Raw genomic sequence first — 20,856 nt, 5'->3', positions numbered from 1 at the left:
CTCCCCCGAAGCCGGCGCTTCCCCCGTCGAACCCGGACTCTTCGCCGTCGAAGCCAGCCACTCCCCCGTCGCACCCGGCCTCTCCCCCGCTGCCGAAGCAGAGTCCTCCCCCACCGCAGACGAAGCCGCTTCTGCCCTCGGCTCCCCACGCCCCACCGGAGCAGACACATGCTCCGCCGACGCGGACTCCTGCCCCGGCGTAGAGAACCCCTCCCCCGCCGATCCCCGCCCCGCCGTAGGAAGCCCGTCCCCCACTGGCCCCTGCCCCGTCGCAGTCGCCCCCTGCCCCGCGCGCGCCGGCCGTTCCTCCGCCGAAACCTCCGCCTCCGCGCTCCCCACGCCGCCCGCGCCCCCGGCCCCCCGCCGTTCCCGAGCCTCCCGCAGCGCACGCCGGGCCTCGTCCGCCGGTCGCGCCGTCATGTCGGCCTCCGTAGCGACACCAAGTCGGACAGTTCGCGGTCCGTGAGTTCCGTCAGGGCCGACTCGCCGCTGCCCAGGATCGCGTCGGCCAACGCCCGCTTCGCTTCGAGCATTTCGGCGATGCGGTCCTCGACCGTGCCCTCGGTGATGAGGCGATGGACCTGGACGGGCTGGGTCTGGCCGATGCGGTAGGCGCGGTCGGTGGCCTGTTCCTCGACCGCCGGGTTCCACCAGCGGTCGAAGTGGATGACATGGCCCGCTCGGGTGAGGTTCAGGCCGGTGCCGGCCGCCTTGAGGGACAGCACCAGGACCGGCGTCGCGCCGCTCTGGAAGCGGTCCACCATGCGCTCCCGCTCCGGGACCGGTGTGCCGCCGTGGAGCAGGTCGACCGGGACCGCCCTGGCCGCCAGGTGCGCGGTGATGAGGCGGGCCATCCCGACGTACTGCGTGAAGACCAGCGCCGAGCCGTCCTCCGACAGGAGGGTGTCCAACAGCTCGTCCAGGAGCGCGAGTTTGCCGGAGCGGGCGAGGGCGCGTGCGTCGGTGACCGGGTCCTCCTTGAGGTACAGCGCCGGGTGGTCGCAGATCTGCTTCAGCGCGCCCAGGAGTTTCAGCACCAGGCCCCGGCGCGCGATCCCCTGCGAGGTCTCGATGGCCAGCATCGACTCCCGCACCACCGCCTCGTACAGCGCCGCCTGTTCGCGGGTGAGCGGCACCGGGTGGTCCGTCTCGGTCTTGGGCGGCAGCTCGGGCACGATCCCCGGGTCGGACTTCTTGCGGCGCAGCAGGAACGGTCGGACCAGCCGGGCCAGTCGCTGCACCGCCTCCTCGTCCTCACCGTTTTCGACAGCGCGTGCATGGCGGGCCCGGAAGGACTTCAGGGGGCCGAGGAGTCCGGGGGTCGTCCAATCCAGCAGGGCCCAGAGTTCGGAGAGGTTGTTCTCCACCGGGGTGCCGGTGAGGGCGACGCGCGCGGGGGACGGGATCGTGCGCAGGGCCTTCGCCGTCGCCGAGTACGGGTTCTTGACGTGCTGTGCCTCGTCCGCGACGACCATGCCCCACCGCTGCTCGGCCAACTGCGCCGCCGCCGACCGCATCGTGCCGTATGTCGTCAGGACGAAGCCGCCGTCGAGGCCTCCGAGGGTGCGGTCCGGGCCGTGGAAGCGGCGCACGGGGACGCCGGGGGCGAAACGGGTGATCTCCCGCTGCCAGTTGCCGAGGAGGGAGGCCGGGCAGACCACCAGCGTCGGCTCGCTGCGGGCGCGCTTCAGGTGGAGGGCGATGAGCGTGATCGTCTTGCCGAGGCCCATGTCGTCGGCCAGGCAGCCGCCGAGGCCGAGGCTGGTCATGAGGTCCAGCCAGGCCAGGCCGCGGAGTTGGTAGTCGCGCAGGGTCGCGTGCAGCCCCGGGGGTGGGGCGGCCGGCCGTACTCCCGTCGTCAGGCGGTCGCGCAGGGCGGCCAGGGCTCCGACCGGTACCGCCTCGACCGTCTCGCCGTCGACCTCGGCGCTGCCGCTGAGGGCGACGGAGAGCGCGTCGACCGGGTCGAGCAGACCCAGTTCGCGTTTGCGGGCCTTGCGGACGAGGGCGGGGTCGACCAGGACCCAGCTGTCCCGCAGCCGTACGACCGGACGGTGGGCCTCGGCGAGGGCGTCCATCTCGGCCTCGCTGAGCGGATCGCCGCCGATCGCCAACTGCCAGCGGAACTGGAGCAGTTCCTCGCTCTCGAAGAAGCCGGTGCCGTCCGTCGCCGAGCCCGGCGCGGGCCGTACGATCGCGGCCGCGGTCAGGTCCTGGGCCAGGTCCCGGGGCCAGTGCACGGCCACCCCGGCCGCCGCGAGCCGGGTCGCCGCGACGCCGAGCAGGTCGCCCAGCTCCTCGTCGGACAGCGCCAGTACGTCGGGCACGTCCTGCTCGGCCAGCCGGTCGAGCGGCGGCCAGATCCGGGCCGCGCGGCGCACCGCGAGGGCCGCGTCCACGCGCGCGCGTGGACCGAACACCGCGTCCGCCTGGCCCGTCCACAGGGCCGCCGCGTCGGCCACCAGCGTGGGGTCGGCGAGGCTGTGCACCTGGACGATGGCGGCGCCCGCGGTGCGCACGCCCTCCTCGCCGTCGAACAGTTCGTACGCCGACAGGTCGAGCCGGAGCGAGATGCGCACGCCCGCGTCCATGCCGGCGGCGACCTCCGCGGCCCAGTCGTGGGCGGCGGGCAGCCGCTGCGGGCGGCGGTCGGCGAAGGGCTTCCCGGAGGCGTGCGGTGCGGCCGGTGTGCGGGGCAGGGTGTCCGCGACCGCGTCCAGGAAGGAGCGCATCAGCGCCTCCGGCTCGGGCAGCCGGAGCGGGCCCGGACCGGGCAGCGGGACGGCGTGGCCCTCGTACGGCAGGGCGGCGGCGACCGACCGGATGTGCGCGATGTCGTCCGGGTCCAGCGGGCCGGCCCGCCAGGCGTCGTGGCCGGTGGCCGTCAGACCCGGGAGCAGGCGGCCCCGGGCGACGAGTCGCAGCGCGTGCAGCGCGGCGGCTCCCCAGCAGGCGGTGGCGGGGTGGGCGGCCGGGTCGCGCCGGGCCCGGACGAGGAGGGGCAGTGCCTCGCCGACCGGGAGGGTGAGGGCGGGGGCGGTCCTGCGCCGTGCTCCCGCGCCGTGCGGTCGTACGACTGTGAGCTCGGTGTGCTCGGCGGGCAGCTCCCCGCCGTCGGGGTCCCAGAAGGCGACCCGGCCGTCCCTGGGCAGGGGCGCGGGCAGGAAGACAGCCGCGAGCCGGACCGGGACGGACTCCCCCGCTCCCGGCTCCCGCTCGGCCACCACGGCCGTGCCGCCGCTCATACGACCTGTCACCTCCCACCCGTGTGTCGGATCATGCGTCTTCGACTCTACGGGCGGGGTCTGACAATCGGCCCCGGCGACGGCGCGCCGGGGTCCGCCTGTCACGGAACGGTGCGGGAGACGACGTAGAAGAACGGGTTGTTCGGGTCGGCGAGGCTCACCACCACGTCCTGCGTCGGCTTCGGGTTCTTCTGCTTGTGGACCAGGCCGTACCAGGGGCCGGGGCCGTCGAACTTCCAGCCGGTGATCTTCTGGTCGCGGGCGCTGATGGTGATGTCGCCCTTCTTCAGATCGCTCCGGCTGACGCCCATGTCGTCGAGGAACACGTCGAGGTTCCGCAGGGGCGTCTGGAACTGGACGTAGAGGCGGCTGGTCTTCCAGTTGTTGGTCTCGTACGCCGCGACCTTGCCCGAGGGGTGCGGCATCGGCACCTGGTAGAGGCGGCGCTGCACCTTCGACGGCCAGCCCTTGGTGAGGCCTGTCGCCGCGTACTTGGCCTCCTTGTCCTTGCCGCTGTCGCGGCTCTGGGCGGCGGAGATCACCAGGTAGCCGGCCGGGACGCCGATGAGCAGGCCGATGATGAGCAGGGTGATGGCCCGGCGGCGGATCTTGTGGCGGCGGTCCTCGGTGGGGTGCCGTGGTTCGTCCGGGGGCGCGGCCTGGCGCGGGAGCGATGCCGTCATGCGGTGTCCTGGGTGCCGCGGCCCGTGTAGCGCGCGTAACGCTCGTAGCGCTCCACCCGGCGACGGTTGGCGCGGCGGAAGCGGCGGGCGACCAGGCGGGCCAGGTCGGCGGCGCCCACCATGCCGGCCTCGGGGCCGAGCTGGGCGCGGACGATACGGGCCTCGGGGCGGTAGCCGCGGCCGGTGAGCTGGCGCTTGAAGGCGTCGCGCGCGGGGGCGATCAGCAGTTCGTCGGCCGCGGAGACCCCACCGCCGATGACGAAGCAGGACGGGTCGAGGGCGGCCGCGAGGTTGGCGATGCCGACGCCGAGCCACTGGCCGATGTCCTGGAGCAGCTCGATGCACATCGCGTCGCCCTCGCGGGCCAGCTCCGTGATCATCGGGCCGGTGATGTCGCCGATCTGCCCCTTGACGTGCTCGATGATCCCGTACGCCACCGGAGAGTCGGCCGCGGCGAGCTCCTTGGCCTCTCTGACCAGGGCGTTCCCGGAGCTGTACTGCTCCCAGCAGCCCCGGTTGCCGCACGGGCAGCGGTGGCCGCCGGGCACGACCTGCATATGGCCGAACTCGCCGGCGACGCCGTACTTGCCGCGCTTGACCTGGCCGTCCTCCAGTATGGCGCCGCCGATACCGGTGCCCAACGTGATCATGACCAGGTGGTCCTCGCCACGGCCCGCGCCGAAGCGCCACTCGGCCCAGGCGGCGGAGTTGGCGTCGTTGTCCACCAGGACGGGCACGGCGAGGCGGCCGGCCAGGCGGTCGCGGAGCGGCTCGTTGCGCCAGGAGAGGTGAGGGGCGAACAGGACGCGGTTGCGGTCGGCGTCGACCCAGCCGGCCGCGCCGATCCCGACCGCGTGCACGTCGTGGCGGTCGGACAGGTCCAGGACCAGTTCGACGATGGTGTCCTCGACGACCTTGGGGCTCTTGGACTTGTCCGGCGTCTCCGTGCGGAGCTTCTCCAGGATGTTGCCGTCGGCGTCGACGACGCCTGCCATCACCTTCGTGCCGCCGATGTCGATGCCGACGGTGGGGACACGGGGGGCGGTCAGGTGTGACCGGCGCTCCCGGGTGCCGACCGTTCGCAGTGCGGGCGCGCGACGGGAGCCTATGGGGGCCGTGAAGTTGCCGTAGGTGCTCATCAAGGCCCGATTCTGCCTCACTGTGGGTAAGGGCGCTGTGCGGGGGAGGAAAGGGTCCCCTCAATTGTCGTTACATTACGACTAGACCGACTTCGGGCCACACATCCTTTACGTGCGCACCAGCAGCTGGAATTCGAACGAGTACCGCGTCGGGCGGTACGTATGTGTGCCGAATTCGACTGCTCGGCCCGTGTCGTCGAAGGTGACCCGCTGCATGGTGAGGAGGGGGGCGCCCTCCGGCTCGGCCAGGCGTTCGGCCTCCGCGGCCGTGGCGCCGCGCGCGCCGATCGTCTGGCGGGCGCTGTGGAGGGTGATGCCCGCCGCGCGCATCATGCGGTACAGGCCCGTCGCCTCCAGTTGGGCCGTGTTCAGGTCGAGCAGGCCCGGGGGGATGAAGTTGCAGAGATACGCCATCGGCTCGCCGTGGGCCAGGCGCAGGCGCTCGACCCGGTGGACGTCGCCGTCCTCGGGCACGCCCAGGGCCGCGGCCACCTCCGCGGTCGCCGGGACGAGCTGGTTGACCAGCACCTTCGTCGCGGGGCGCTGGCCCGCCGCCTCCAGGTCGTCGTAGAGGCTGGAGAGCTCCAGCGGGCGCTTGACCTGGCTGTGCACCACCTGCGTACCGACGCCCCGGCGGCGCACCAGGAGGCCCTTGTCGACCAGGGACTGGATGGCCTGGCGGACGGTGGGCCTGGACAGGCCGAGCCGCGCGGCGAGCTCGATCTCGTTGCCCAGCAGGCTGCCGGGCGTGAGCGCTCCGTGCTCGATCGCCGCCTCCAGCTGCTGCGACAGCTGGAAGTACAAGGGCACGGGCGAGCTCCGGTCCACGCTGAGCTCGAGCGACACGGTCGGGTCCACTTCTGGTTTCGGCACGCGCCGAGCGTAGCTCCACGAGTTGTTGACGGGAAGTTGTGTAGTTCGATTGTCAGGACATACGCATTGACAGCGCCCACACCGAACCCCCACTTTGTTTTCATGCGCATCGGGGTCATCGGTACGGGGCGGATCGGCACCATTCATGCGAACACGCTCAGTCGTAACCGCGAGGTCGGGTCGCTGATCCTCACGGACGCGGATCCGGCGCGGGCCCAGGAGCTCGCGAACCGGCTCGGCGAGACCGCGGCGCCCGGGGTGGACGAGATCTTCAAGTGGGGCGTGGACGCCGTAGTGATCACGACGGCCACGGCGGCCCACGCCGAACTGATCGGTCGGGCAGCGCGCTCGGGTCTGCCGGTGTTCTGCGAGAAGCCCATCGCCCTCGATCTGCCCGGCACGCTGCACGCGATCGCCGAGGTCGAAACTGCCGGGACGATTCTGCAGATGGGGTTCCAGCGCCGTTTCGACACGGGTTACATCGGCGCCCGGGAGGCGGTGCGCTCGGGCCGGCTCGGCCGGCTGCACACCGTGCGGGCGCTGACCTCCGACCAGGCCCCGCCCCCGCCCACCTGGCTGCCGCTGTCCGGCGGGCTGTACCGGGACACCCTGATCCACGACTTCGACGTGCTGCGCTGGGTGACGGGGCGCGAGATCGTCGACGTGTACGCGGCCGGGTCGGACGCCGGTCCCCCGATGTTCCGGGAGGCGGGCGACGTCGACACGGGTGCCGCGCTGCTCACCCTGGACGACGGCACGCTCGCGACGGCCACCGCGACGCGGATGAACGGCGCCGGGTACGACGTCCGTATGGAGCTCGCCGGGGAGCTCGACCAGATCGTCGTCGGCCTGGACGACCGTACGCCCATCGCGTCCACCGAGCCGACCGGGCCGCCGGCCGCCGACAAGCCCTGGTCCGGCTTCCTGGAGCGCTTCGGGCCCTCCTACGAGGCCGAGCTGGCCGCGTTCGTCGAGGTCGTGCTCGGCCGGCGGGCCAACCCCTGCGACGGCCGCGAGGCCCTGCAGGCGCTGCGGATCGCCGAGGCCTGCGAGACGTCCAGACGCGAGCGCAGACCGGTGGCGCTCATCGAGATCCCGGGCGGGGTCGAGTCGGCGTTCCGGTGAGCTGGTGAGCCGGCGAGCTGGCGTTCCGGTGAGCCGGTGAACCCGTGTCACCACCGCACCGGCAGACTCCGCACCCCCCTCAGCAACATCCCCGGCAGCCACTCCCCCGGCGGGCCGTCCAGGGCCAGATCCGGCGCCCGCTCCAGCAGCGCCCGTATCGCCGTGCGTGCTTCGAGGCGGGCCAGCGGGGCGCCCAGGCAGTAGTGGATGCCGTGGCCGAAGGCGAGGTGGCCGCGGGTGTCGCGGTGGAGGTCGAAGCGGTCCGGGGACGGGTAGCGCGCCGCGTCGCGGTCCGCCGCGGCGAGGCCGATCATCACCGCGTCGCCGCGCACGATCTTCGTGCCGGCTATCTCCAGGGTCTCCGCGGCGAAGCGGAACGTCGCGTTCTCCACCGGCCCCTCATAGCGCAGCGCCTCCTCCACCGTGGCGTCCACGAGGCTCATGTCGGCGCGCAGGGCGGCGAGTTGGTCCGGGTGGGTGAGCAGGGCGTGGACGGCGCCGGTGATGAGGTTGACCGTCGTCTCGTGTCCGGCGATCAGCAACACGAAGGCCATGCCGCGCAGTTCGCCCGCGGAGAGCCGGTCGCCGTCCTCCGCGGTCGTCCGGATCAGGTCGCTCAGCAGGTCGCCGCTCGGACCGGCGCAGCGCTTGTCCTCGATCAGCTCGGTGAGGTACTCGGCGAGCCGCACGAACGCGTCGTACTCGCTGCCCGAGCCGGTCGGAGCGACGGCCTCCGTGGACATCTTCCGGAACGCCGTGCGGTCCATCTCGGGCACGCCGAGCAGTTCGCAGATCACGGTGATCGGCAGCGGGTAGGCGAAGGAGTCGACGAGGTCGGCGCGGCCGAGCGGCAGCATCGCGTCGAGCAGCTCGCCGGTGATCTGCTCGATCCTGGGCCGCAGTTCCTCCACCCGGCGCATGGTGAAGGCGCGGGAGACCAGGGCGCGCAGACGGGTGTGCTGGGGCGGGTCGGTGGTCAGCAGGTGGTTGCCGATCAGCTCCTCGTCCAGGAAGTTCACGCCGATCCTGCTGCCGTCCTTGGCCAGGCGCGGGTCGGCGAGGGCGGCGCGCGCCTCCTCGTACCCGACGACGAGCCAGGTCTCGTACCGGCCCTCGGTCCGCTCGCCGTCGAACCCGGGTACCAGGACCCGGTGCACGGGCCCGAGTTCGCGCAGTCGCGCGTACACGGGATGCGGATCCGTGCGGAAGCCGTCGCCGAACTCCGCCAGGTCGATCAGTTCCGCCATGCTCCACCCGCCCTCCCCCGTCCCCCGTCCGGTTCTCCTCCCGGTAACACGGACAACGCCCGGGGCGGTCGGTTAGTGCCCGCCCCCCTCCGATTCCTCCAGCAGCCCCGCGTCGTACGCCAACAGGGCGATCTGCACACGGTTGTTGAGGTCGAGCTTGGCCAGGATGCGGGAGACATGGGTCTTGACGGTGGCGACGCTCATGAAGAGCCCGGTGGCGATCTCGGCGTTGGCGAGGCCGCGGCCGACCGCGACGGCGACCTCGCGTTCGCGGTCGTTGAGGGCGTCGATGCGCTCACGCGCGCGTGCCCGGCGGGTGTCGCCGGCGCTGCCGACGGCGTGTTCCATCAACTGCCGGGTGACGGTGGGCGACAGCACGGGGTCGCCCACCGCGACCCGGCGCACGGCGTCGACGATCTCGGCGGGCGGGGTGTCCTTGAGGACGAAGCCGGCCGCGCCCGCGCGCAGGGCGCGCAGCACCTGTTCGTCGGCGTGGAAAGTGGTGAGCACGACGACCTGCGGCGGGTTCTTGCGGGCCCGCAGCCGCTCCGTGGCCGTGAGGCCGTCCACCGACGGCATCCGGATGTCCATGAGGACGACGTCCGGGCGCGTGCGGTCGACGAGGGCCTCGACCTCGGCCCCGTCGGCGGCCTCGCCGACGATCTCGATGTCGTCCGCGCCACCCATCATCAGGGACAGGCCGGCCCGCACCAGGGGATCGTCGTCGACGAGGAGCAGTCTGATCGCAGTCATGGGGTTACGTAATCACGGTTGCGGCAACGGGAGATGCCCCGTCGGCCACTCCGGGCCCCCCCGCCGGGCACGCGCGCGTGCTCACCCCCAGGGCAGCCGGGCCCGCACCCGGAAACCGCCGTCCGCCTCCGCGCCGTGCTCCAGCCGGCCCCCGGCCAGCGTCGCCCGCTCGGTCAGCCCGATCAGGCCCTGCCCGGAGCCGGGGACGGGCGTCACGTCACCCTCGGGAGCGGGGTTCCGTACCGTCATCACCAGGCCGTCGCCGGGGCTGCCCTCGACGGTCACCGTGACCTCCGTGCCGGGGGCGTGCTTGCGGGCGTTGGTGAGGGCCTCCTGGGCGACGCGGTAGGCGGTGCGGCCGACGGAGGCGGGGACGGCGGCGGGGTCGCTCACGCGGTTGACGAGGGTGACCTTCATGCCGGCCTCGCGGGACTCGGCGACCAGCGCGTCCAGGGCCGCCAGGGTCGGCTGGGGCCGGCCCGCGTCGTCCGGCTCGCCCGCCCGCAGTACGCCGATGATCTCCCGCAGGTCCTGGAGCGCCTCGTGCGCGCTCTCCCGGATGACGCCGGCCGCCCGCGCGACCTCCTCCCGGGGCGCGTCGGGCCGGAACTCCAGGGCGCCCGCGTGCACGCTGAGCAGGGTCAGCCGGTGGGCGAGGACGTCGTGCATCTCCCGGGCGATGGCCTCACGGGCGAGCCGCTGCGCCTGTTCGGCCCGCAGTCGCGCCTCCGTCTCGGCGCGCCGGGCGCGGTCCCGCAGGCTCACCATCAGCTGCCGCTTGGAGCGTACGAACATGCCCCAGCCGATGACCGTGACGCTGAACAGCTCGGTGAACGCGACGGCTCCCGCGTACGGCAGGTCCGGGTCGGGGCGCATCCAGTAGAACAGCGGGATCAGCGCGACCTGGATGCCGCCGATCCAGGCGACGTACCGGAACGGCCGGTGCACGGCCAGGGTGAAGACGGCGATCATGGCGGCGCCGCCCGCCGTGTTCGACAGGAAGCCGACGGGGATCATGGCGACGGCGAGCCCGAGCGGCCAGCGGCGGCGCAGCCAGACCGCGGCGCAGGCCAGCGCGCCGAGCAACTGGTCGAGGACGGCGAGGGAGTCCGGGGTGTGCGGGTCGTTGTTGAGGGTGTCGGCGGCCGCCAGGCCGATCACCACGGCCAGCACGAAGCAGGTGAAGTCGACGATCCAGTCCCGCGCGGTGCGGCGGGGACGCCCCGACCGGCCGGTGTCGGGGTCGAGTTCGTGGAGCACGGCGGACGGAAACAGCCACCTGCGCCCCACGGTCCCCGGCACGGCAGGCAGCGGCTCGTCATCGTTCACGGTCGACAAATCTATGCGGTGACGGCGCCCGGGACCTCTCCTCGCGCGGGATCCCCGACCAAAGTCGCGGCATCGCAGACTTTCGGCGCGCGGCCGCCCGGGAAGCGGGACTTCCGTCGGACATGCCTCGCCCCGCGGCCGATGTGGGGGGCCGCGGGGCGAGGGTCGTGCCATGAAGCGGTTGCTGGAGCTACTCGGTTTCCTCGACGGCTACGGGGTCTGTGCGAGCGTCGCCCTGGTGGTGCCGGCGTGCGCGCTGTTCGCCGCCGCGGAGAGCCGGAAGTCCGGCTGAACGCGGACCGGACTTCCGGCCGGTCGCACCTTTCCTCGCCGACCTGTGGCTTCGAGCGGGGGAAGTCGCTCAGCAGCCGAAGTCGATCAGGTCGAAGGTCGCGTAGTGGTCCGCGGTGTAGTAGTCCTCCTCGTACTCCTCACCGGTGACGATCCGACGCGCTCCGCGCGTAGAACTGCCAGGCGTCTTGACCGTGTACTCGTGGTAGTAGCCGGACGGCTGGGAGGGCAGGACGCCTTCCTGGTTGCGGAAGACGACGCCGTCCTGCGAGTACGGGAAGGGGCCGTTCGACGCGATCAGGTCGAGCGTGTCGTACGCCTGGGACGGCAGGTCGCTGTAGCAGATGCTGCCGACGGCGGCCGACGCCGGAGTGGCCGCGACGGTACCGCCCACGAGCAGGGCGGACAGGACGGCGGCTGCGGCGCCGACGCGAGTGATGCGTGGGGGGAATCTCATGCCCAACATGATGACGCGCGTAGACAGTGGCATGTCAATGACAACTCCGGAGATTTTCCCGTCAAGTCCGATGAGTTTTCCGGAAGTTAACGTGGGGCCGCGCGACCGTACACGGCCCCCACCGGGGCTCCCGTCAGGGGTTCTCCGGGAGCTCGTACGAGCCGTAGTCGGGCCGTCCGGCCAGGTCGTACGTCTGGATGGAGACCCCGCCCGCGGTGACCCTGCCGTCCGTGTGGCGGAACTTGGTCGGTACGGCGCCCTCCGTGAAGAAGCGGCGGCCGGAACCGAGCACCACGGGGAACGTCGCCAGGTGCAGGGTGTCGACGAGGCCGAGCGCCAGCAGGGACTGGACCAGGGCTCCGCTGCCGTGGACCTGGAGCTCGCCGTCGGTGCGCTCCTTGAGGGCAGTGACCTCCTTGGCGAGGTCGCCGCTGATCACGGAGGTGCCGGCCCACTCGGGGTCGGTGAGGGTGGACGAGGCGACGTACTTCGGCAGCGCGTTCAGCCGGCCGGCGATCCGGTTGTCCGGGTCGGTGATCTTCGGCCAGTACGAGGCGAAGATGTCGTAGGTACGGCGGCCGAGGAGGAAGGCGGCGGGGTGTTCGAAGACCTCGGCGACGAACCGGCCGAAGTCCTCGTCGCCGTAGACGAAACTCCAGCCGCCGTGCTCGAAGCCGCCCCTGGTGTCCTCCTCGGGGCCACCGGGGGCCTGGTAGACGCCGTCGAGGGTGACGAAGATCGTGGAGACGAGCTTGCCCATGGTGGGTGCCTGCTTCCTGGTGCGGGGTCTGTTGTCATCAGCTCAGACCCTGCGGGCACCCGCAACTCATCGGTTCACCCGGCGTCGGTCACCCGGCATGCGTGGAGAACAGTCCTCCCGTCGGGCCCTGCTTGTCGCCGCCCTGGGCCTTCTTCAGGGCGTTGGCCAGGCTCTCGATGGTGAGGGACTGGAGGATGACGCGGCCGTTGCCCTCCAGGGTGGCCAGGGAGAGGCCCTCGCCGCCGAAGACGGCGTTCATCATGCCCTGGCGGTTGAGGCCGCCGATGCGCTGGACGCCGTACTGGATGCCCTCCTCGAAGGCGACCACGCAGCCCGTGTCGACCTCGATGCGGCCGCCGAAGTCGGCCGGGTTGAGGTCGATGAAGTTGCCGGCGCCCGCGATGATCACCGTGCCGTGGCCGGTGAACTTCTCCAGGACGAAGCCCTCGCCGCCGCTCATGCCGGTGCGGCCGCCCTGGAAGGCGATGCCGAAGTCGACGGTGGACTCGGCGGCCACGAAGGCGTCCTTCTCGGCGAACCACGCGCGCGTGCCGTCGAGCTCCAGGGCGCGCATCTCGCCGGGGAGCACGCCCGCGAAGCCGACGGTGCCTTCGCCGCCCTGTGCGCTGAAGTACTGGAACGCCAGCGACTCGCCCGCGAGCATGCGCTGACCGGCCTGCATGGCGGTGCCCATGGCCTGGCGCAGCATGCCGCCCATGCCGCCGCTTCCGCCGGCGCCCTGCTGCCGGCCGCCGCCGTTCGACGGGCCGGACAGGCGTGTCTCCATGGTGACGTTCACCGTCTTGAACAGGAACTTCCCCGCCTCGCAGTACACGGTCTGGCCGGGGCGCAGGTTGACGACCGCCATCTGCATGGCGTTGCCGACGATCTCTTGCTGAAGGGTCACGTGGAGAAGAACGCGGGAGGCGGACCGGAGAGTTCCGGCCACGCCTCCCAGATGTGTGATCCTGCGCTCAGCCGCCCAGTTCCTGGTGCCGGGCGGCCAGCCCCGTCGCGCCCGCCTCCGTCAGGGAGCCGTACAGCCGCAGCCGTGAGATGCCGCCGTCCGGGAAGATGTCCACGCGCGCGTGCGTGCCGACCGCCGGGGTCGGGAGGACGAAGCGGTGGTTGGTGTCGGGCTGGAGGCGGGTGCGCGGGAGGATCTCCGTCCAGTCGCCGGTCTCGCCGTCCTTCACCGACACCGATGCCCAGCCCGCGCTGTTGCCCTTCAGGTACGCCGTGTCGATCTCGATCGCGCGGATCCGGGACTGGGCCGCGAGGCGGTAGCGGATCCAGTCGTTGCCCTGGTCGCGGCGGCGGCGCGTCTCCCAGCCGTCGTCCATCTTGCGGGAGCGGCCCGGCTGGATGGTGTTGGTCGCCGGGGAGTAGAAGAGGTTCGAGGCGTCCTCGACCCGGCCGCCGTTCTCCAGGGCCACGACGTCGAAGGTGCCCAGGGTCGCCAGCCACTCGGGGTCGGGGACCACCTCGCCGTACACCCGCAGGCGCGCGATGCCGCCGTCGGGGTGCTGGTTGACGCGCAGGTGGGTGAAACGCTGCTCGACGGCGATGGAGAAACCATTCGCCGCGTGGCCGCCGACCGGGGTGCGCGGGACGAGGGGCGTCCACTTCACGTCGTCGCCGAGGAGTTCCTCGGGGGACGGGGAGCCGGGTACGGACGCGCCCTCGACCGACACGGCCTGCGGGTAGTTGCCGCGGAAGTGGGCCGTGTCGACGACGATCCCGCGGATCACGCCGGGCGCGCCGAGGCGGACCAGCGCCCAGTCGTGGTCCTCGGCGGCCGGCCACGGGTGCTCGGCGGAGACACCGCGGCGGCGGCGCGTCTCCCAGCCGTCCATGATCTTGCCCTTGTGCCCGAAGTGCTCCGGGTCGAACTCGGCGGCCCCGGGCACCAGCAGGTTCTCCCGCTGGGCGAAGAACTCGTCGCCCGCGGCGATGACACCGGCGCCGAGCTGCCGGTCGGCGAGGTTGGCGTGCTGGGTGAAGGGGAAGTCGGCGGTGCGGTAGTCCGCGTACGGGTCGCCGCCTCCGTAGGGGTTCGCGTCGCCGGTGAAGCGAGCCAGACCAAATTGATGCTGCGCCGTCACGGGTATGTGCCTTTCGGGAGTTGGCCGCTGCGGGTGCGGTGGTGAAGTCAGGGGGTGCGGGTGAGGAGTCGGCCCTTCGGCTCGGTGAACTCGCCGTCCGCGACGATCCGTTCGCCGCGCAGCCAGGTCGACTTCACGACTCCGTAGAGGGTCTTGCCCGCGTAGGCCGTGACGCGGTTGCGGTGCTGGAGCTCCGCCGGGTCCACGGTGAAGGTCTCGTCGGGTGCGAGGACCGCGAAGTCGGCGTCGCGGCCGGCCTCGATGGCGCCCTTCCGGTCCAGGCCGACCAGTTCGGAGGTCCGCGAGGACATCCAGCGGACGACGTCCTCCAGGCCGTGGCCCCGCCTGCGGGCCTCGGTCCAGACCGCGGCCAGGCTCAGCTGGAGGCCGGAGATGCCGCCCCAGGCAGTCGCGAAGTCGTCGGTCTTCAGGTCGGCCGTGGACGGGGAGTGGTCGGTGACCACGCAGTCGATCGTGCCGTCGGCCAGCGCCTGCCAGAGCAGGTCCTGGTTGGCGGACTCGCGGATGGGCGGGCAGCACTTGAACTCGCTTGCGCCGTCCGGGACTTCCTCGGCGGTCAGGGTGAGGTAGTGCGGGCAGGTCTCGACGGTCAGCCGGACGCCCTCCGCCTTGGCCGAGGCGATCAGCGGCAGCGCGTCGGACGACGACAGGTGCAGCACGTGCACGCGCGCATCGAGGCGCTTCGCCTGGGCGATCAGCTGGGCGATCGCCGTGTCCTCGGCGTCCCGCGGGCGGGAGGCCAGGAAGTCGGCGTACCTGGGGCCGCCGTGCTGCGGGGCCGCGTCCAGGTGGTGCGGGTCCTCGGCGTGCACGATCAGCAGGCCACCGAAGGAGGCGATCTCGGCCAGCGACTGGGCGAGCTGGTCCTGGCCGAGGTGCGGGAACTCGTCCACTCCCGACGGGGACAGGAACGCCTTGAAACCGAAGACGCCGGACTCGTGCAGCGGGCGCAGGTCCTTGACGTTGTCGGGCAGGGCGCCGCCCCAGAAGCCGACGTCGATGTGCGCCTTGTCGGCGGCGACGTCCTGCTTGGTACGGAGGTGGTCGACCGTCGTGGTCGGCGGGAGGGAGTTGAGCGGCATGTCGACGAGGGTGGTGATGCCGCCGGCCGCCGCCGCGCGCGTGGCGGTCCAGAAGCCCTCCCACTCGGTGCGGCCGGGGTCGTTCACATGCACGTGCGTGTCGACCAGGCCGGGCAGCAGGACGTCGTCGCCGAGGTCCTCCAGCCGCGCGCCCGCCGGGACGGGAGCGTCGTAAGGCTGTACGGCCGTGATCCTGCCGTCGGCGACCGCGGCCGAGGCCGCTCGCGTCCCCTCGGGAGTGATGACGCGCGTCGAGCGCAGCACCAGTTCTACGTCGGACACCCCGACCCCTCTCTCTGCCGCCGTTGCTTCCGAGACACGGGATTTACTTCCACGTAACGGAATTCAACGTTCTGTTGAAGGAGTCTTCACTCCCGCTTCCGCGCCGTCAAGGGCACACTTCTCCAGAGTGCGCCTTACGCCTCCACTCTGGACGTTTCCACAAAGCGGAATTAGAATTCCGTCAAGCAGAACGTAGCTACGCACAACCGGGGAGTCAACCGACCGCCGGGTAGGCTTCTGCCCTTCCTGTCCGCCCCGAAAGGAACGCGCCGTGCCGACGTCCAGCGCCAGCACCACCGACTCCGCCAAGTCCGCCAGCGGCGGGGTCCAGTCCCTCGAGCGCGCCTTCGACCTGCTGGAGCGGATGGCCGACGCGGGCGGCGAGGTCGGCCTGAGCGAGCTGTCCGCGAGCAGCGGGCTGCCGTTGCCGACGATCCACCGCCTGATGCGCACGCTGGTGGCCTGCGGTTACGTCCGTCAGCAGCCGAACCGGCGGTATGCGCTCGGACCGCGGCTGATCCGGCTCGGGGAGTCCTCGTCCCGGCTGCTGGGCACCTGGGCCCGGCCCTATCTGGCGCGACTCGTCGAGGAGACCGGGGAGACGGCGAACATGGCGCTGCTCGACGGGGACGAGATCGTCTACGTGGCGCAGGTGCCGTCGAAGCACTCCATGCGGATGTTCACGGAGGTCGGCCGACGGGTGCTGCCGCACTCGACCGGGGTGGGCAAGGCGCTGCTGGCGAACACGCCGGATGCCGAGGTGCGGGCGCTGCTGTCCCGGACCGGGATGCCGGCCGCCACGGAGAAGACGATCACCACGGCGGACGGGTTTCTGGCGGCGTTGGCGGATGTGCGGCGGCAGGGGTATGCCGTGGACGACAACGAGCAGGAGATCGGGGTGCGGTGCCTTGCGGTTTCCGTGCCCAACTCGCCCACGGCGGCGGCTATTTCGATTTCGGGGCCGGCCGGGCGGGTGACGGAGGCTGCGACGGAGCACATTGTGCCGGTGTTGCAGCAGGTTGCCGTTGAGCTTTCTGAGGCGCTGGCGAGTTCTGGGGCCTAAGGGGAGGGACCGCGGAGCGTGCGCGGCTGCGGGTGCGTTGTGGCTGGTCGCGCGGTTCCCCGCGCCCCCAGAGGTTGGCACAATCCCCCGCGTTATTGGCTTCGCGGTGGCTCTCCGAACAGTTCCACCGCGCTTCTTACGTCCGACAGGCCCCGGGAGAGTGCGCTCATCGAGCCGATCGCGCCTGCGATCAGGAGTAGGGAGCGGCGCAGGCGGGGATCTCGGGGGCGCCGTCCATGGTCATCGCGGCCAGGGCCGCCAGTTCGTCCTCGGCGATGCCGCGGTCGGGGAACTCCGCGGGGTGCGCGGCGAGTTCGCGGCGCAGGCGGGAGACCGCCGTCCGCAGTTCCGCCACTCTCGGATCCTCGTCGCTGCCGGTCACTGGCCTCTGCCCCAAGCTCCGCAACACAGCTCTCCCCCTCGCACGTCGTCGTGCCGAACGGTCCCGTGGCGGTGGTCGGGCGCCGGGGGACGCGGGTCAGTAAACGCCACCCGAGGCCGGGTGCGCCACCGTGCGGACCGAAATTCAGCCCCCTGAAACCGGGCACTCGCCTCCACGTCAGGTATGCAGGACGCATGACGCAGAACGAACAGCAGGTGGCCGGGTTGGTGCTCGCCGCGGGCGGTGGCCGACGGCTCGGCGGGCGGCCCAAGGCGCTGCTCGAACACCGCGGCCGACCGCTCGTCGAGTACGCCGTCGGCGTGCTGCGCGCGGCCGGCTGCACCCGCGTCCACGTCGTCCTGGGGGCGCGCGCCGCCGATGTACGGGAACGGGCACGGTTGGACGGGTGCGTGGTCGTGGAGAACCCGGCGTGGGAGGCGGGGATGGGGTCCTCGCTGCGGGCCGGGCTGGACTCTCTGGCCGGGACCGGGGCCACGGCTGTTCTGGTGTCGCTCGTCGATCAGCCGGGGATCGGGGCGGCGGCCGCGCGGCGGGTGGTCGGCGCCTTCGAGGGCGAGTCCTCGCTCGTGTCCGCCGCCTATGACGGCGTACGGGGGCATCCCGTGTTGTTCGGGGCCGCGCACTGGGAGGGGATCGCCGCGAGTGCGACCGGGGACCGGGGGGCGCGGGCCTACCTCAAGGCGTATGCCGACGCGGTCACGCTCGTCGAGTGCGGGGACGTGGCAGAGCCGTACGACATCGACACCGAAGCAGACTTGGTCCACCTTGAGTGAACGGGGTGGCACTCAGCGCCACGTTGCCTCGACCCGGAGAATCTCGATATCAACAAACCATTGAAGTTCCACGATGAGGAAACTAGTATCCACTGTTCAGAAGCGCCCTACCGCGCCCAAACGCTCTGAGGGCGTCCCTCGCCGTACCCGGTTCGACTGGCACCCGGTGCCACCGCTGAAGGAAGTGACAGCTCATGTCCGCACCAGCGCCGTCCCCGCTGGCCATCGTCGACGCCGAGCCCCTGCCCCGGCAGGAGGAGGTCCTCACCGACGCGGCGCTCGCCTTCGTGGCCGAGCTGCACCGGCGGTTCACGCCCCGGCGTGAGGAGCTTCTCGCCCGCCGAGCGGAGCGCCGCGCCGAGATCGCCCGCACCTCCACGCTCGACTTCCTCCCGGAGACGGCCGCCGTCCGCGCCGACGACTCCTGGAAGGTGGCCCCCTCCCCCGCCGCCCTGAACGACCGCCGCGTCGAGATCACCGGCCCCACCGACCGCAAGATGACCATCAACGCCCTCAACTCCGGCGCCAAGATCTGGCTCGCGGACTTCGAGGACGCCTCGGCGCCCACCTGGGAGAACGTCGTCCTCGGTCAGGTCAACCTGGCCGACGCGTACACCCGCGACATCGACTTCACGGACCCGGCGAGCGGCAAGTCGTACGCCCTCAAGGCCGATGAGGAACTGGCCACGGTCGTCATGCGGCCGCGCGGCTGGCACCTGAACGAACGGCACCTGGTCGACGCCGACGGGTCCCAGGTCCCGGGCGCCTTCGTCGACTTCGGGCTCTACTTCTTCCACAACGCCCAGCGGCTGCTCGACCTCGGCAAGGGCCCGTACTTCTATCTCCCGAAGACCGAGTCGCACCTCGAAGCCCGCCTGTGGAACGACGTGTTCGTCTTCGCGCAGGACTACGTCGGCATCCCGCAGGGCACCATCCGCGCCACCGTCCTGATCGAGACGATCACGGCGGCGTACGAGATGGAGGAGATCCTCTACGAACTCCGCGACCACGCCTCGGGGTTGAACGCCGGCCGCTGGGACTACCTGTTCTCCATCGTGAAGAACTTCCGTGACGGCGGCGCCAAGTTCGTCCTCCCGGACCGCAACGCGGTGACGATGACCGCCCCGTTCATGCGGGCGTACACCGAACTCCTCGTCCGCACCTGCCACAAGCGCGGCGCGCACGCGATCGGCGGCATGGCGGCCTTCATCCCCTCGCGCCGGGACGCCGAGGTCAACAAGGTGGCCTTCGAGAAGGTCCGCGCCGACAAGGACCGCGAGGCCGGCGACGGCTTCGACGGCTCCTGGGTCGCCCACCCCGACCTGGTGCCGATCGCCATGGAGTCCTTCGACCGGGTCCTCGGCGACCGGCCGAACCAGAAGGACCGGCGGCGCGAGGACGTGCACGTCGAGGCGGCCGACCTGATCGCCGTCGACTCGCTGGAGGCGAAGCCGACTTACAACGGACTGGTCAACGCCGTCCAGGTGGGCATCCGTTACATCGAGGCCTGGCTGCGCGGACTCGGTGCGGTCGCCATCTTCAACCTCATGGAGGACGCGGCCACCGCCGAGATCTCCCGCTCGCAGATCTGGCAGTGGATCAACGCGGGCGTCGAGTTCGAGAACGGCGAACTCGCCACCCCGGAGCTGGCCCGCAAGGTCGCCGCCGAGGAGCTCTCCGACATCCGCCAGGAGATCGGCGAGGAGGCCTTCGCGGCCGGCCACTGGCAGCAGGCCCACGACCTGCTGCTCCAGGTCTCCCTCGACGACGACTACGCGGACTTCCTGACGCTGCCCGCGTACGAGCAGCTCAAGGGCTGACGTCCCCCGGAGAAACCTTGTCCGAGTGGCCCAGGGACCTTCCCGGGGCCACTCGGTCGCGTACGGCCTGCTTGACCGCCGTGGGCTCCGGGAAGCCCTGCTCCTTGCGGTCCCAGACGACCTCGTCGTCGACCCGCACCACGAACACCCCACCCGTGCCGGGCTTGAGCGACAGCTCGCCCAGCTCCGTCTCGAAGGTGGTGAGCAGTTCCTGCGCGAGCCAGGCCGCGCGCGGCAGCCAGCGGCACTGGGTGCAGTACTCGATCTGTACGACGGGGCTCATCCGAGGTGCACCGACCAATCCTGTTCAGCGGCCGGTTTGCCGTGCAGGTCGGGGACCCGCTTGAGCCAATTCGGCCGTCCTTTTTCCGTCCGCGCCGCCCGCAGGGCCTGCTCGGCGGCGAGCTCGTCCCGGGTGGGGAAGTCGGTGGGGAGCCAGACGGCGGAGGCCCGCACGCGCGCGTACAGGTAGTCGACGTACGCCTGACGCATCTCGGCGGGCGTACCGAAGTCCGTCAGCCAGGCGTCCGGGACCTCGGCGACGACCTCGCGCAGCAGCTCCTCCGTCACCTTCGGCGCCAGTTCGGCGTCGGCCGCCCGTACGTCGGGGCCGTAGTGGCCGAGGGCGTGGTGGCGGAAGTCGTATGCCTTGGCGGGGTCGGAGCCGTCCCAGCGGTGGTGGAAGACGAGGGCCGCGCCGTGGTCGATCAGCCACAGCCGCGGGGGTGCGACGCCGAGCGTCGGCCAGACCATCAGGTTGGAGCTGTGCACCGTGCGGTCGACGTTCACGGTCAGCGCGTCGAGCCAGACGATCCGGCCCGCCTCCAGGGGGTCGACGGGGAAGTGCTCGGCGAGCTCGGGGGTGAAGTCCGCGGCGCCCGACAGGTAGTCCATGCCGAGGTTGAGCCCCTGGCTCGCGGCATGCAGCTCACGGACCTCCTGGTGGGGCTCGCTGTCGGCGATCGCCGGGTCGAAGTGGACGAGGACCAGCTCGGGGAAGCGCAGGCCGAGGGCGCGGGCCAGTTCACCGACGATCACCTCGGCGACCAGCGCCTTGCGGCCCTGCGCGGAGCCGGTGAACTTGACGACGTAGGTGCCCAGGTCGTCGGCCTCCACGACGCCGGGGACGGAGCCGCCGGAGCGCAGGGGTGCGACGTAGCGGGTCGCGGTCACCTCTCTCATCATTTCCTCAGGCCACCGCCTCTTCGCCCTTGCAATCCACGGCCGGCCCGGGGGAGGTCATACAGACGGATGTGGTCCGTCAGTCCATCGATGACCGCCCGCTCCCTACATCCGGCCTCCGGCATGAAGTGAGCCTAACCGAAGGTGATCGACGACGAGATCGAGATACCCGATGGCTGGGTCGCCCGCCGAGATCGACGGACTCCGAGCCTCCCGTACGTAC

At 71.6% G+C, this 20,856-nt stretch carries 18 protein-coding genes and 1 pseudogene; 4 read left to right on the top strand and 15 right to left on the bottom strand.

Features of this window, described 5'->3' with window-relative positions:
• Positions 1–416: 416 nt before the first annotated feature.
• From ACQEWB_RS39865 to ACQEWB_RS39850, 4 genes are all read right to left on the bottom strand, one after another.
• Positions 417–3,245 carry a DEAD/DEAH box helicase gene (locus ACQEWB_RS39865; protein ID WP_432840030.1) on the bottom strand — a complete coding sequence of 943 codons (2,829 nt, stop codon included), beginning with the start codon at positions 3,243–3,245 and terminating at the stop codon, positions 417–419.
• A gap of 101 nt (positions 3,246–3,346) precedes the next feature.
• Positions 3,347–3,928: a sugar kinase gene (locus ACQEWB_RS39860; protein WP_432840028.1), complete on the bottom strand. Its 582-nt coding sequence runs from the start codon at positions 3,926–3,928 to the stop codon at positions 3,347–3,349.
• Entirely contained in the window at positions 3,925–5,067 is a 1,143-nt protein-coding gene (locus ACQEWB_RS39855) for an ROK family glucokinase (protein ID WP_432840026.1), read from the bottom strand. The genes ACQEWB_RS39860 and ACQEWB_RS39855 overlap by 4 nt, the downstream gene beginning before the upstream one ends.
• Positions 5,068–5,175: 108 nt before the next feature.
• The gene (locus ACQEWB_RS39850; protein ID WP_432844241.1) at positions 5,176–5,913 is read right to left on the bottom strand and encodes a GntR family transcriptional regulator; all 738 of its coding nucleotides are present in this window, start codon (positions 5,911–5,913) and stop codon (positions 5,176–5,178) included.
• Between the two features lie 129 nt (positions 5,914–6,042).
• Between ACQEWB_RS39850 and ACQEWB_RS39845 the strand changes: the two genes are divergently transcribed.
• Positions 6,043–7,065, top strand: a complete 1,023-nt coding sequence (locus ACQEWB_RS39845) for a Gfo/Idh/MocA family protein (RefSeq protein WP_432840024.1) — start codon at positions 6,043–6,045, stop codon at positions 7,063–7,065.
• Positions 7,066–7,112: 47 nt separating this feature from the next.
• On the opposite strand, the gene ACQEWB_RS39840 is transcribed toward ACQEWB_RS39845, so the two are convergent.
• The 8 genes from ACQEWB_RS39840 to allB all read right to left on the bottom strand — a co-directional run bounded on the left by ACQEWB_RS39840 (position 7,113) and on the right by allB (position 15,392).
• Complete coding sequence (locus ACQEWB_RS39840) at positions 7,113–8,312, bottom strand: cytochrome P450 family protein (RefSeq protein ID WP_432840022.1); 1,200 nt, start codon at positions 8,310–8,312, stop codon at positions 7,113–7,115.
• A 72-nt stretch (positions 8,313–8,384) separates the two neighbouring features.
• Positions 8,385–9,065 carry a response regulator gene (locus ACQEWB_RS39835; RefSeq protein ID WP_432840020.1) on the bottom strand — a complete coding sequence of 227 codons (681 nt, stop codon included), beginning with the start codon at positions 9,063–9,065 and terminating at the stop codon, positions 8,385–8,387.
• Positions 9,066–9,146: 81 nt separating this feature from the next.
• Entirely contained in the window at positions 9,147–10,403 is a 1,257-nt protein-coding gene (locus ACQEWB_RS39830; protein ID WP_432840019.1) for a sensor histidine kinase, read from the bottom strand.
• A gap of 352 nt (positions 10,404–10,755) precedes the next feature.
• Positions 10,756–11,142, bottom strand: coding sequence for a ribonuclease domain-containing protein (locus ACQEWB_RS39825; protein ID WP_432840017.1), 387 nt, complete (start codon positions 11,140–11,142; stop codon positions 10,756–10,758).
• 133 nt (positions 11,143–11,275) lie between these two features.
• Positions 11,276–11,902, bottom strand: a complete 627-nt coding sequence (locus ACQEWB_RS39820) for a dihydrofolate reductase family protein (RefSeq protein WP_432840015.1) — start codon at positions 11,900–11,902, stop codon at positions 11,276–11,278.
• Between the two features lie 88 nt (positions 11,903–11,990).
• Positions 11,991–12,809: an AIM24 family protein gene (locus ACQEWB_RS39815; protein ID WP_432840013.1), complete on the bottom strand. Its 819-nt coding sequence runs from the start codon at positions 12,807–12,809 to the stop codon at positions 11,991–11,993.
• A gap of 67 nt (positions 12,810–12,876) precedes the next feature.
• Positions 12,877–14,007 carry an allantoicase gene (alc, locus tag ACQEWB_RS39810; protein WP_432840011.1) on the bottom strand — a complete coding sequence of 377 codons (1,131 nt, stop codon included), beginning with the start codon at positions 14,005–14,007 and terminating at the stop codon, positions 12,877–12,879.
• A gap of 47 nt (positions 14,008–14,054) precedes the next feature.
• Complete coding sequence (gene allB, locus ACQEWB_RS39805) at positions 14,055–15,392, bottom strand: allantoinase AllB (RefSeq protein WP_432840009.1); 1,338 nt, start codon at positions 15,390–15,392, stop codon at positions 14,055–14,057.
• A gap of 271 nt (positions 15,393–15,663) precedes the next feature.
• Here allB and ACQEWB_RS39800 point away from each other — a divergent pair, with 271 nt between their 5' ends.
• On the top strand, positions 15,664–16,455 hold the full coding sequence (locus tag ACQEWB_RS39800; RefSeq protein ID WP_432840007.1) for an IclR family transcriptional regulator: 792 nt from the start codon (positions 15,664–15,666) through the stop codon (positions 16,453–16,455).
• Positions 16,456–16,547: 92 nt separating this feature from the next.
• On the opposite strand, the pseudogene ACQEWB_RS39795 reads toward ACQEWB_RS39800, so the two are convergent.
• A pseudogene (locus ACQEWB_RS39795) lies at positions 16,548–16,864 on the bottom strand (DUF5955 family protein).
• 167 nt (positions 16,865–17,031) lie between these two features.
• Here ACQEWB_RS39795 and ACQEWB_RS39790 point away from each other — a divergent pair.
• Positions 17,032–17,631 (top strand): nucleotidyltransferase family protein, encoded by a 600-nt coding sequence (locus ACQEWB_RS39790; RefSeq protein WP_432840005.1) that lies wholly within the window; start codon positions 17,032–17,034, stop codon positions 17,629–17,631.
• Positions 17,632–17,825: 194 nt separating this feature from the next.
• Positions 17,826–19,451: a malate synthase A gene (gene aceB / locus ACQEWB_RS39785; protein ID WP_432840003.1), complete on the top strand. Its 1,626-nt coding sequence runs from the start codon at positions 17,826–17,828 to the stop codon at positions 19,449–19,451.
• On the opposite strand, the gene ACQEWB_RS39780 is transcribed toward aceB, so the two are convergent.
• Together ACQEWB_RS39780 and ACQEWB_RS39775 are read right to left on the bottom strand one after the other, a co-directional pair.
• The gene (locus ACQEWB_RS39780) at positions 19,441–19,734 is read right to left on the bottom strand and encodes a SelT/SelW/SelH family protein (RefSeq protein ID WP_432840001.1); all 294 of its coding nucleotides are present in this window, start codon (positions 19,732–19,734) and stop codon (positions 19,441–19,443) included. The genes aceB and ACQEWB_RS39780 overlap by 11 nt on opposite strands.
• Positions 19,731–20,636: a HipA family kinase gene (locus ACQEWB_RS39775; protein WP_432839999.1), complete on the bottom strand. Its 906-nt coding sequence runs from the start codon at positions 20,634–20,636 to the stop codon at positions 19,731–19,733. The genes ACQEWB_RS39780 and ACQEWB_RS39775 overlap by 4 nt, the downstream gene beginning before the upstream one ends.
• Positions 20,637–20,856: the final 220 nt, after the last annotated feature.

The organism is Streptomyces sp. CA-249302, assembly GCF_050936785.1.
Classification (GTDB): domain Bacteria; phylum Actinomycetota; class Actinomycetes; order Streptomycetales; family Streptomycetaceae; genus Streptomyces.
Note: the sequence above shows the minus strand (reverse complement) of the source record. Positions and strands in the feature narration are given on the sequence as shown.